Annotated in this window: 10 protein-coding genes; 2 read left to right on the top strand and 8 right to left on the bottom strand. The window is 69.7% G+C overall.

What is annotated here, in order from left to right:
- The first annotated feature begins 37 nt into the window (after positions 1-37).
- A complete protein-coding gene (locus AB5J56_RS14110; protein ID WP_369233049.1) occupies positions 38-232 on the top strand; it encodes an acyl-CoA carboxylase subunit epsilon in 195 nt (64 codons plus the stop codon).
- A 137-nt stretch (positions 233-369) separates the two neighbouring features.
- On the opposite strand, the gene AB5J56_RS14105 is transcribed toward AB5J56_RS14110, so the two are convergent.
- From AB5J56_RS14105 to AB5J56_RS14070, 8 genes are all read right to left on the bottom strand, one after another.
- The gene (locus tag AB5J56_RS14105; RefSeq protein ID WP_026248371.1) at positions 370-951 is read right to left on the bottom strand and encodes an ATP/GTP-binding protein; all 582 of its coding nucleotides are present in this window, start codon (positions 949-951) and stop codon (positions 370-372) included.
- On the bottom strand, positions 932-1,516 hold the full coding sequence (locus AB5J56_RS14100; protein ID WP_369233048.1) for a DUF742 domain-containing protein: 585 nt from the start codon (positions 1,514-1,516) through the stop codon (positions 932-934). Before AB5J56_RS14100 ends, AB5J56_RS14105 begins: the two co-directional genes overlap by 20 nt.
- 94 nt (positions 1,517-1,610) lie before the next feature.
- Positions 1,611-2,024: a roadblock/LC7 domain-containing protein gene (locus tag AB5J56_RS14095; protein WP_005479603.1), complete on the bottom strand. Its 414-nt coding sequence runs from the start codon at positions 2,022-2,024 to the stop codon at positions 1,611-1,613.
- A gap of 10 nt (positions 2,025-2,034) precedes the next feature.
- Complete coding sequence (locus AB5J56_RS14090; RefSeq protein WP_369233047.1) at positions 2,035-5,253, bottom strand: nitrate- and nitrite sensing domain-containing protein; 3,219 nt, start codon at positions 5,251-5,253, stop codon at positions 2,035-2,037.
- 377 nt (positions 5,254-5,630) lie between these two features.
- A complete protein-coding gene (locus AB5J56_RS14085) occupies positions 5,631-6,206 on the bottom strand; it encodes an ATP/GTP-binding protein (RefSeq protein WP_121406161.1) in 576 nt (191 codons plus the stop codon).
- Complete coding sequence (locus tag AB5J56_RS14080; protein WP_369233046.1) at positions 6,187-6,585, bottom strand: DUF742 domain-containing protein; 399 nt, start codon at positions 6,583-6,585, stop codon at positions 6,187-6,189. The genes AB5J56_RS14085 and AB5J56_RS14080 overlap by 20 nt, the downstream gene beginning before the upstream one ends.
- Before the next feature lie 109 nt (positions 6,586-6,694).
- On the bottom strand, positions 6,695-7,108 hold the full coding sequence (locus AB5J56_RS14075; RefSeq protein ID WP_010984127.1) for a roadblock/LC7 domain-containing protein: 414 nt from the start codon (positions 7,106-7,108) through the stop codon (positions 6,695-6,697).
- Positions 7,109-7,117: 9 nt separating this feature from the next.
- Positions 7,118-11,020 carry a nitrate- and nitrite sensing domain-containing protein gene (locus tag AB5J56_RS14070; protein WP_369233045.1) on the bottom strand — a complete coding sequence of 1,301 codons (3,903 nt, stop codon included), beginning with the start codon at positions 11,018-11,020 and terminating at the stop codon, positions 7,118-7,120.
- Positions 11,021-11,623: 603 nt separating this feature from the next.
- On the opposite strand from AB5J56_RS14070, the gene AB5J56_RS14065 reads away from it, so the two are divergent.
- A complete protein-coding gene (locus AB5J56_RS14065; RefSeq protein WP_369233044.1) occupies positions 11,624-11,812 on the top strand; it encodes a hypothetical protein in 189 nt (62 codons plus the stop codon).
- Positions 11,813-11,908 lie beyond the last annotated feature (96 nt).

The raw sequence follows: 11,908 nt of genomic DNA, 5'->3' as shown, positions 1-11,908 counted from the left end.
ACCCCCGCGGAAACCTCTCTCACGGAGACTGAGACCTATGAGCAACGCTGACATTCGTGTCGAGAAGGGCCACGCCGAGCCCGAGGAAGTCGCCGCCATCACCGCGATCCTCCTCGCCCGCGCCGCGGCCGCGCCCGATGCCGCACCGGCCCACCGCGGCCGCCCCAAGGCCGGCTGGCGCCGCCTGGAGCGCGAGCCCGGCTTCAAGGCACCGCACTCCTGGCACGGCTAGGCACGACGCTCGTGGGGCCCCTCTCCTGCTGGAGAGGGGCCCCACTTGTAGTCGTTGTCCGCGACGCGGCAGCAACGAAGCGGGCCCCCTCCACATGGAGGGGGCCCGCTTCGTTGGAAGACGACTACCGAAGACGACTACCGAAGGCGCGCCATCAGCGCGTGTTCCACGAGCGTGATGAGCGCCGACTTGGCGTCCGCGCGGTGGCGGGCGTCGGTGGTGATGATCGGAGTGTCGGGGCCGATCTGGAGGGCTTCACGGACCTCGTCCGGGTTGTACGGCTGGTTGCCGTCGAAGCCGTTCAGCGCGATGACGAAGGGGAGACCCGAGTTCTCGAAGTAGTCGACCGCGGGGAAGCAGTCGGCGAGACGGCGGGTGTCCACCAGGACGATCGCGCCGATGGCGCCGCGGACCAGGTCGTCCCACATGAACCAGAAGCGGTCCTGACCGGGGGTGCCGAACAGGTACAGGATCAGGTCCTGGTCCAGGGTGATGCGGCCGAAGTCCATGGCGACGGTGGTCGTCGTCTTGTCTCCGGTGTGCGTGAGGTCGTCGATGCCCGCGGAAGCGGACGTCATGACGGCCTCGGTGCGCAGCGGGTTGATCTCCGAGACGGCGCCGACGAACGTGGTCTTGCCCACGCCGAAGCCGCCCGCCACCACGATCTTCGCGGACGTGGTGGAGCGGGAAGGCCCTCCGCTAGAGCTTGCGAAGTCCACTGAGCACCCTTTCGAGCAAAGTCACGTCTGGCTGGCCGCCGGCGTTCTCGTCGCCGCCGGGCTGATGGATGGCGACCAGGCCCGCCTCCGCCAAGTCGGCGACGAGAATCCTGGCCACGCCGAGGGGGATCGTCAGCAGCGCCGAGATCTCGGCCACCGACTTGATCTCTCGGCAGAGATTGCAGATCCGCTGATGCTCGGGCAACTGGCCCTGCATCTGATGCGGTTGAGCGGTCGTGTGCACCAGCGCCTCGATGGCGAGCTGGTAGCGGGGCCTGGTACGGCCGCCTGTCATGGCGTACGGGCGCACCAGAGGGTTGTTCGACGATCCCGCGGGCGCCGCCTCGGGGGTGCGTCGCTGCGGCTGCACAGGCTGGATGCGCGGCGCCGGCGGCTGGTCGTACGGCGAAGGGCCGGGGCCCTGCGGTGCGTACGGCTGCTGGCGTCGGTGGCTCGGCGCGGAGGGGAAGTTGTACCGGTTCGGGTTCTGCGAACCGTCACCCTGGCCCTGGCCGGGGCCATAGGACCAGTTGCCCGAAGACGAACCGCCTGGGGGTGTTGCCACTTTCTCCTCCTCCGACTGTGCCGGGCACCCATCACTGTGGGACCGCGTCCCGAAACCTTATGGCCTCGGGACGCCAAAACGCACCGTCTGTCTGTTAGTTGAGAAGGCTCCCCTGGAGCTCCGCGCGGAGATCCGGGGTCAGGACCGTACCTGCACGGTCCACCAACAGAGCCATCTCGTACCCGATGAGACCGATGTCCGCTTCGGGGTGTGCAAGGACTGCGAGCGAGGAACCGTCGGAAACGGACATGATGAAGAGGAATCCTCGCTCCATCTCCACAACTGTCTGATTCACGCTGCCACCCTCGAAGATGCGGGAGGCACCCGCGGTCAGCGAGGTCAGTCCGGACGCGACAGCCGCCAGCTGGTCGGCGCGGTCACGGGGAAAGCCTTCGGACATAGCCAGAAGGAGTCCGTCGGCGGAGACCACCACCGTGTGGGACACCCCGGGGGTGTTGTCCACGAAGTTGGTGATCAACCAGTTCAGGTTCTGTGCCGCCTGGCTCATCGGGCTCACACTAACGCTCCTGGTTGTAGGTGCTGTCAGGGCCGAGGCCCTGGCCGTTCGTCTCACTGCTTTCGTTGCGTCCCCGCTGCACGCCGCGGCGCAGGTTGCTCAGCCTGCCCCGGACGTCCTCGGGAGCGCGGGAGACCTGTGGGCCCCCCTGGGGTGTCGACTCCGCGGTTCCCTCGACCAGGTTGGCCTTGGGCACCCGCCGCGGCAGGCCGGAGGAGGTGACCCCGCCCGCCTTGGGCTTCTTGAGCTGCTCGGCGCGCTGCCAGCGGTCGTCGTTGGACGAACGCCAGTCGCCGGTGCCGCTGCCGTTGCTCTCCGCGGTCGCCGGGGGAGCCTGCACACCCCGGTCCGCGGGCCGGGGGCCGTTGCCGTTCACGGCGGCGGAGCCGTTGCCGCTCGCGGTGGATCCACGGCGGGGCAGGCCGGCGTCGGTCAGGGAGTGGCCGACGGACGGAGTGGGTCCCGGCCGGTCGAAGCCTACGCGGTCCCGCTCACTCACGTCAGCGGCCTGTGTGGATTCCGCTTCCGGAGCGTACTCGGACCGGTACGGCGTCTGGTACGTGTCCTGCTGCGGCCAGTCGTCCTGGTAGGACGGCTCTTCGAAGCCCGGATACGTCTCCGAGGAGGCGCCCTGGGCCGACGCGTGCTCCTCCTGGACCGGCTCCGCATAAGCGGGTTCCGGGTAGCCGCCGTTCGACGGGAAGTACGTCTCGTCGTACGGCTGCTGCTGGGGCTCCTCGTACGCCGTCTGCCGGTCGTACGTCGCCGGCTCCTGGTAGTTGCCCTGGCCGTTGCCGTAGGCGGACTGCCCGTCGTCGTAGGAGGGCTGCTGCGCCTCGAACTCGTCGCGGTAGGCGGCGGGGGCCTCCAGGGCCTCCGGCTGCGGGCCTGCCTGGGCCTCCAGGGCCGCACGGCGCTCCTCGCGCATCAGCGAGCGGCCCACGGGGTCCAGCTCGCGGATGTCGTCGGGGACCTCGTAGCGGCTGTCGTCGAAGCCCAGCTCGGCGGCCGTGCGCATCGGCTGGGACGTGAAGTCCTCGGCCTGGTAGGTGGGCTGCTGCGGCTCCGGGACGATCTGCGACACGGTGAAGTCGTCGCGCTGGACCTCGCCACCGCCACCACCGTGGGTGATGGCGTCGGGGAGCATGACGAGCGACGTCGTACCGGCCTGCTCGCCCGAGGGACGCAGCTGGACGCGGATGCCGTGGCGGTCCGACAGGCGGCCGACCACGAACAGGCCCATGCGCTGCGAGATCGCGGCGTCCACGGTCGGCGGGTTGGCCAGCTTGTGGTTGATGTCCGCGAAGTCCTCGGCGGTGAGGCCGATGCCCTTGTCGTGGATCTCGACCATGATGCGGCCGTCGGGCAGCCGGGTCGCGGTGACGCGGACCTTGGTCTGCGGGGAGGAGAACGTGGTGGCGTTCTCCAGGAGCTCGGCGAGCAGGTGCACGAGGTCGGTCACGGCGCGGCCGTGGATCTCGGCCTCCGGGACGCCCGAGAGCTCGATGCGCTCGTACTGCTCCACCTCGGAGGAGGCGGCGCGCAGGACGTCCACGAGCGGGACCGGCTGGTCCCAGCGGCGGCCCGGCTCCTCGCCGGCGAGGACGAGGAGGTTCTCGCCGTTGCGGCGCATACGGGTCGCCAGGTGGTCCAGGCGGAAGAGGTTCTCCAGCTGGTCCGGGTCGGCCTCGTTGTTCTCCAGGTCGGTGATCAGGGTCAGCTGGCCCTCGATCAGCGACTGGTTGCGGCGCGAGAGGTTGGTGAAGATCGCGTTGATGTTGCCTCGCAGGAGAGCCTGCTCGGCGGCCAGACGTACGGCCTCGCGGTGGACCTGGTCGAAGGCGCGGGCGACTTCGCCGATCTCGTCCGTGGTGGTGATCGGGATGGGCTGCACACGGGTGTCGACGCGGCCCGGGTCGGTGCGCGAGAGCTGGTCGACCAGCATCGGCAGACGCTGCTCGGCCACGCCGAAGGCGGCGTTGCGCAGCTGGCGCATCGCGCGGCTCATCTGGCGGGCGACCATGCCGGCCAGGATGAACGCGGCGAGCAGGGCGACCACGACGGCGGCACCGGTGACGAAGGTGGACTGCTTGGCGTCGTCGGCGATGCCGGCGGCCTCGGTCACGGCCTTGTCGGCGAGATCCGACTCGATCTGGCGGTAGGCGTTGTACTTGGCCGTGTTGACCGCCCACCAGTTGTCGCGGGTGACGCCCTGGGTGGCGATCGCGGCGCGGTCCTGGGGATCCGTCGACTTGAGGCCGGCGATGTACTGGACCATGGCGCTGTCGCCGGTGGGCGGCGGGACGTAGGACGGGTGGGCCTGCTTGGCGGCCTTGGCCTGGGCGGCGCCGTCCTCCTCGATCTTCCGCTTGGCGGCTTCGAGCTTGTCCGCGTCGGCCTGGGTGCCACCGCCGCGGTACTCCTCGATGGCGATGCCCTCGAGGTAGGCGTACGAGGCGAGGGCGGTGCGCTGGGTGGCGAAGCTGCCCTCACCGGGGCCCGGCTTGGTCAGCAGGTGCATGCCGATGGACCGCTCCAGCGACAGGGCCGCCTTGGCGAGCGAGATCGCGTAGACGGTACGGCCGTAGCTGGTGATGTTTCCGGTGCCGAGGCCGAGCTCGTTGGAGAACTCCATCAGCGGGTGCTGGATGGCGACGTAGCCCTCTTCGGTGTCCACGCCGCGAAGGTCGGCGGTGTACGCCTTCTTGCGGAGCGTGTCGAGGCCGGGCTCGACCTTGCGGAAGATGGCGAGACGCCGCTCCAGGTTCGCCTTCTGCGGCATGTCCTGGGCGGCCTCGTCGAAGGCGTCGGCGGCGGCGTCGGTGGCCGCGCGGGCCTTGACGACGGTGGGGTCCTTCTGGCCCTTGCCCTCCAGCAGGGGAGCGGCGGTGATGTCGCGCTCCTGGTAGAGCCGGTCGCCGTAGTCGAGGGCTGCGCGGACCAGGCGCGCGGTCTTCTCCGCGTCCTGGGCCTCCTGCCAGGTGTCGATCGAGCCCTTCACCTGGAAGCCGCCCATGACCAGGCCGACCAGCACGGGTATGAGCAGGATCGCGTTCAGCCGGGTGGGCACGCGCCAGTTGCGCGGGGAGAAACGACCGCCGCTCGGCGTGGGCACCGCCATGGGCTCCGGACCGGGCACCTGGATGGGCGCCGCTCCGCGCGGCGGCGGGGTGAAGTTGCCCCGTGCCGACGGCTCGGGACCGTTCTTGCTTCGCCTCACTCGACCAACAACCTCTCGGCGTCGGCACCTACGTTGTGCCGCGGTGTCTGCCAGCGCCCTTGTCTTCCGGGCCGATCAGCCGCCCTTGACTACTGGGCAGTTCAGCGCATTCCAGCACGTCAGGCTGCGCCGTTCCAAACACTCGGAACCGATGATTCCGAGTGACGTAAGCCCTAGATAAAACGGTCATAAAGAGCGAGCCCCGCCAAAAGGCGGGGCTTTTGTGAGCACAGCGACACCGGGTGACCGCGATGCGTGTCTGTGCCAGTGAAATTCTCTGTCGAAACGTTATGAACACTGAGGCCGACCGTGTCAAATGACACAGCCGGCTCCAGAGCGTCTACGACAACTGCCGTATGGCGTTGCCGACTTGATTGCTATCTCAGACGAGCCATGAGAGCGTGCTCGACCAGCGTGATCAGGGCACTCTTCGCATCCGCACGGTGTCGGGCGTCCGTCGTGATGATCGGGGCGTCCGGACCGATCTGAAGCGCCTCGCGCACCTCTTCGGGCGAGTACGGCTGGTGTCCGTCGAAGCCGTTGAGGGCGATGACGAACGGCAGCCCGCTGTTCTCGAAGTAGTCGACCGCCGGGAAGCAGTCGGCGAGACGGCGGGTGTCCACCAGGACCACCGCGCCGATCGCGCCGCGGACCAGGTCGTCCCACATGAACCAGAAGCGGTCCTGACCCGGCGTACCGAAGAGGTACAGGATCAGGTCCTGGTCGAGGGTGATGCGGCCGAAGTCCATGGCCACCGTCGTGGTGGTCTTGTCCCCGGTGTGGGTGAGGTCGTCGATGCCCGCGGAAGCGGACGTCATGACGGCCTCGGTGCGCAGCGGGTTGATCTCCGAGACGGCGCCGACGAACGTGGTCTTGCCCACGCCGAAACCACCCGCCACCACGATCTTCGCGGAGGTGGTCGCCCGACCTCCGTCAGAGCTTGCGAAGTCCACTGAGCACCCTTTCGAGCAGTGTCACGTCCGGTGCACCGCCGTTGTTCTCGTCGCCGCCAGGCTGGTGAATGGCGACGAGTCCGGCCTCGGCGAGGTCCGCGACAAGGATCCTGGCCACGCCCAGGGGCATGGACAGGAGGGCCGACACCTCCGCGACCGACTTCACTTCACGGCAGAGGTGGCAGATGCGCTGGTGCTCGGGGAGCAGCCCCATCAGCTGGGCCGGGTCGGCCGTGGTGCTGATCAGCGCCTCTATGGCGAGCTGGTAGCGCGGCCGGGTCCGGCCGCCGGTCATCGCATAGGGACGTACCAGCGGCTGGTCGCCCTCATCCTCGTACGACGACGCGTACGGATCATGAGAGGCGGTGGGCGGGGTCATGAATCCTCCGGGCGGGACAGCAAGTCGGTCGTGTGCCGTCTGTTGAGGCCGGTGGGGGGATTGTGGCGGCCGGACGGTGATTTCGTGCTGTGGGTGGAACCCAGGGCCGTCAGTGGAGCAGACTTCCCTGTAGTTCGGCGCGCAGGTCCGGCGTGAGCACTGCGCCCGCGCGGTCGACGAGCAGCGCCATCTCGTAGCCGACAAGGCCGATGTCGCACTCCGGGTGGGAGAGGACCGCAAGGGACGATCCATCCGAGACGGACATCAGGAAGAGGAAGCCGCGCTCCATCTCCACGACCGTCTGTGCCACCGTGCCGCCCTCGAAGATCCGGGAGGCCCCGGCCGTCAGCGAGGTCAGACCGGAGGCGACGGCCGCGAGCTGGTCGGCGCGGTCACGCGGGAACCCTTCGGACATGGCCAGAAGGAGGCCGTCGGCGGATACGACGACGGTGTGGGACACCCCTGGGGTGTTGTCCACGAAGTTGGTTATCAACCAGTTGAGGTTCTGTGCCGCCTGGCTCATCTGGCTCAACTAACGCTCCTGCTGGTGAGTGGGGCTGGGGAAGCTGCCGGTCTGGCCGGTACCGGCCTGGCGACCCTGCTGGATGCCCCGACGGAGATTGGTCAGCCGGCCGCGTACGTCATCGGGCGCACGCGAGACCTGCGGACCGGGTTGGTGCTGTTGCTGCTGAGCCGTGCCCGCGACCAGATTCGCTCGCGGTACTCGGCGCGGCAGGCCGGAGGTGGTGACTCCGCCCGCCGACGGCTGACGGACGCGCTCGGCCTGTCGGACGAGATCGTCGTTGGGTGACGTACGCCAGGACGAAGGACCCGTACCGGCGCCGGGGGCGGCGGTGGGTGCGGACGCCTGACGCTGCGGCGCAGGGGGCCCCGACTGCTGGGGAGCCTGCCCGGAGCCCTGCGCGCCGTTGTCCCGGCTGCCGTTGCTCTGGGTGTGCTGACCCTGGCCGTTCTGGGCCTGACCGTTGTTCTGGGCCTGACCGTTCTGCGCCGGCTGGCCGTTCTGGCCGTGGAACCAGTTGGTTTCCAGCGTGTCGTACAGCGGCGTACGCCCGTCGCCGGGGCCCGCCGGCGGCAGCGCCTCGGGCTCCTGTGGACGCGTGGGCCGCTGCTGCGGCGCCTGCGGACGGGGGGCGCCGAAGTCGGCCCCGTCCCGCGCGCCGTTGACCTGCGGGCGCTCGAACTGGCCGGTGCTCGACGGGTCCTGGCGGTTGGCGTAGCCCGGTGTGGCGAACTGGCCGGTGGACGAGGAGTCCTGGCCGTTGCCGTACCCCGGACGCGTGAACTGGCCGGTGGACGACGGGTCCGGGGAACCGCCGTAGCCGGGCATCGGGAACTGGCCGGTGGAGGACGGGTCCTGGCTCGAGGGAGTCTGCCCGGTCGGACCGAAGAGGTCCGGACGGACGAACTGGCCGGTGTTCTGGCCACTGTTCTGCCCGGCGTTGTGACCCGTGTTCTGCGGCGGACGCGGGGCGTCGAAGTCGGGGCGCGCGAACTCGGACGTGGAGCCCGGGCCCTGCCGGTCGTCGATCCGCGGCAGCCGCGAGGTGGAGTCGGGCTCCTCGTGACCGCGGGGCGTGTCGAGAGAGGCGCGCGGCACGGGGGGCTGCGCGTTGTCGTCGCTCCAGCTCGGCCGCGGCTGCGCGTCGGCGCCCGGCAGTTCGGCGCGCGGACCACCGCGCCCCGGAAGCTGGGGCCTGCGGCGACCGCTCTTCTCGGCCGGACGCTGCTGCTGCGCGGGCGGCGTCGCGGGAGAGCCGTCACCGAAGCCGCCCTGACGCGAACCGGTGCTGGTGTCGCCGAAGCCGCCCTGGCGCGGCGCGGAGCCCGCGCGGTGCGAGCCGGTCGAGGAGCTGTCGTTGAAGCCCTGCGGCGTACCGGTCCCGGCGGCCTGGAGGCCCTGCGGGGCACCCGGCGCACCCTGGCCGAAGCCACTGGCGCCGGCCCCGGCCGGAGCCGGCCTGCCCTGCTGGGGGCCCGCCGGACCCTGCGGCCCGCGCGCTCCGCCCGGCGCACCCGGGCGACCGCCCTGGTTGCTGCCCGGCAGTGCGGCCCGCGGACCCTGGCCCGCGCCGACCTGCCCGCGCTGCGGAGCAGCACCGAGCAGGCCCGCGCCACCGGCGGGAGCACCCGCGCCGAGGGCCGGTCCGCCCGACTGGCCGCGACGCGCGGCGGCGACACCGGCCGCTGCCTGCGCGGCGGCCGGACCGCCGACGGCCGGAGCACCCTGGCCCTGACCCGGCTTGCCCGGAACGGGCTTCTTGCCGCCCTGGGCGACATCGACGGGAAGCATGACCAGCGCGGTCGTACCACCGGAGTCGGACGGACGCAGCTGGATGCGGATGCCGTGTCGCTGCGACAGACGGCCGACCACGAACAGACCCATGCGGCGGGAGACCGAGACGTCCACGGTGGGCGGCGAGGCGAGCCGCTCGTTGATCGCGGCGAGGTCCTCGGGGGAGAGGCCGATGCCGGTGTCGTGGATCTCGATCAGGACGCGGCCGTCGGGCAGCGCGTGACCGGTGACCTTGACCTTGGTCTGCGGGGAGGAGAACGACGTGGCGTTCTCCAGCAGCTCGGCGAGCAGGTGCACGAGGTCGTTGACGACGCGGCCGGCGACCTCGGTGGCCGGCACCGAGGAGAGCTCGATGCGCTCGTACTGCTCCACCTCGGAGGCGGCGGCGCGGAGCACGTCGACCAGCGGGACCGGGCGGGTCCAGCGGCGGCCGGGCTCTTCACCGGCGAGAACGAGGAGGTTCTCACCGTTACGGCGCATGCGGGTCGCGAGGTGGTCGAGCTTGAACAGCGAGGACAGCTGGTCCGGGTCCGCCTCGCGGGACTCCAGCTCGGAGATGAGCGAGAGCTGACGCTGGATAAGACCCTGGGAGCGGCGCGACAGGTTGGTGAACATCGCGTTGACGTTGCCTCGCAGGAGGGCCTGCTCGGCGGCGAGTCGTACGGCCTCGCGGTGCACGTCGTCGAAGGCCGCGGCCACCTGGCCGATCTCGTCCCGGGAGTGCACACCGACCGACTCCACGGACGTGTCGACGTCCTGCGGGTCGGACTCGGAGAGCTGCTTGACCAGCTCGGGCAGGCGGTCCTGGGCGACCTTGGTCGCGGTGTCCTGGAGCCGGCGCAGCGAGCGGATCATGGAGCGGGCCACGATGAAGGCGCCGACGAGGGAGACGCCGAGGACGAGGAGGATCAGGGCACCGGAGATGATCGCTTCGCGCTCGGAGTCGTTGCGCAGCTCGCGGGCCTTCTGCTCCATCTCGTTGAGGAGCGTGTCCTCGATCCGGGACATCTGCTGGATCTTGGTCGAGTCGGCGTCGATCCAGTCGCGGTACGAGCGCTTGTCCTGGCCGCTGAGACCGGCCGAGTTGGCCAGCACGCGCTTGGCGTACTCGTCGGCCGACTCGATCGTCGGGTTGCCCTCGTCGATGGGCTTGAGGAGCTCCGCCGCGGCGTCGTCGCCGTAGATGTTGCCGAAGGTGCTGAGCTCGGAGGTCTGACTCTCCTGCGCGCCGAGGGCGTACAGCCGGTCGTTCTCCGACATCTTGCCGGTCGTCGTGTTGTTAGCCGGCAGCGCGGCGGCGATGACGGCGCGCTGGATGGAGGCGTACTCCTTGGCGGAGGAGAACGCTGACAGCGCGCGCGTGCGCTGGATCATCTCCGGGTTGCTGGTGGCCTCGGCCATGTCCTGGGAGAGGTCGAGCAGCTGGGTGATGAGCCGGTGGTACGACTCGACCGTCTGCGTGGAGTTCTTGGGGTCCTCGTACGCGTTGCGGCGGATGTCGCTGAGGGTCTTCAGCTCGCTGGTGAGGCCGACCAGGCTCTCGCGGACGCCGGTGAGCTGTCCGTTGGCGCTGGCTTCCTCGATCTCGTCGGTGCCCTCGATGAAGGCCTGCGACGCCTTGTCCGTCTTGTCGCGGACGCCCTTGACCGAGTAGTCCGTCGCCGGCGCACCGTGCACCAGCGGACCGGCCGACTGGTCGCGCTCGTCCTGCAGCGCGACGGCGAGCTCGGTCGCCTGCTTGGTCATGTCCGTCAGCAGCTTCATGTTGTCGAGCTGCTGGATGTCGTCCATGGAGTCGCTGATGCGCAGCGCGCCGAGCGAGGTCGCTGCGACCACGGGGAGTGCGAGCAGCGACACGAGGCGCGTCGAGATGCGCCAGTTGCGCAGCGCTACTCGGGAGCCGGAACTGCCGCTGCCCTTGGGCGTCGCGGCCGGCTTGGCCGGTGGAGTGGGAGTCGCGGCGCCGGGGCGCGCGGAACGGTCACCGCTGCCGCCGACCTGTGCCGGTCCCTGGTTCTGGGCGTGCTGGGGCGAGGAGCTGCCGGCCTTGGGGCCAGCCCCGCCGTGCGGCTCCGGCTCCGCCGAAGCACTGCCATCCCTCTTGAAACGTCCCTGCACTAGCGTCGCAACCTCTGGACCAGGCGCCTCTCCGCGTGAACGGTGAGACGGTGTCGGCGTCGTGGGAGCGCCCTGAATACGCTCCCAGTGGTGGTCGTGAGTGACCGGCGCAGGCTCCCCCTTCCCGCCGCCACTCGGCGCTGCGTTGCGCCCCTGCGCGTCGGTTCCATCCCGCGGCGGTCCGTGGAATTCCAGCACAGTGCAGGATCTCCAACAAGGGCCGTGGGTCAGGCTGTGACCACCGTGACACCTTGTGAGGGGTGCGTTACGAGACGTAGAAAGTGATCTCCCCCATTACGGACATAAAGGGGCGATAAGTAGGGGTGTACGGGGTGTCCCAGTCGAGATGATCAGGAGCGGAATGTCGGCTTCAGTGGCGCAATGCCCGTTTCGCCGGGTCGAGTTGACGGCCTGAATTGACCGGTTTGCCTACTAGTGAGTGAGGAAACTCACATGCCGATCATGGCGTCTTCACGGCTTCGCCCGGGAATTGCATGTTTAGCCTGACGCTTTACATGGATGGCAGATCCGACAACCCGCGCCCGTGCGAGGCCCTTTGACCCCGCCTGACGCGCGCAAAAGACAAGGTCACGGTCAACAACGGTGAAGACGACGATGATGTTCCGCAACATAGCCAACCCGCGACGCACCACGCTGGCGCACCTCGAGGACGCCGACGATCTGCAGACGCCGCAGCAGCCGGACCACTCCGTCGACCTCCCCGCCCAGACCGCCAACCCGCGTCGCACCATCCTCATGGAGGTCCCGGTCGCGGCCTCCACCGAGAACTGACGAGAACCAAGGCCTCCGCCGAGACCTGACGAGAAGCAATACGCACGCCGCTCCCCGGACGCTCAAGCACCCGCCGCGCAGCTTTGACCGCGAGGT

Origin of the sequence: Streptomyces sp. R21 (genome assembly GCF_041051975.1) — a bacterium.
In the GTDB taxonomy this organism is placed as follows: domain Bacteria; phylum Actinomycetota; class Actinomycetes; order Streptomycetales; family Streptomycetaceae; genus Streptomyces.
This window is presented reverse-complemented; position numbering and strand designations above follow the sequence as displayed.

Bases quoted from the DNA above. Each gene is read 5' to 3' on its own strand.
- AB5J56_RS14110 (WP_369233049.1), top strand. From the start codon at position 38: ATGAGCAACGCTGACATTCGTGTCGAGAAGGGCCACGCCGAGCCCGAG.
- AB5J56_RS14095 (WP_005479603.1), bottom strand. From the start codon at position 2,024: ATGAGCCAGGCGGCACAGAACCTGAACTGGTTGATCACCAACTTCGTG.
- AB5J56_RS14080 (WP_369233046.1), bottom strand. From the start codon at position 6,585: ATGACCCCGCCCACCGCCTCTCATGATCCGTACGCGTCGTCGTACGAG.
- AB5J56_RS14075 (WP_010984127.1), bottom strand. From the start codon at position 7,108: ATGAGCCAGGCGGCACAGAACCTCAACTGGTTGATAACCAACTTCGTG.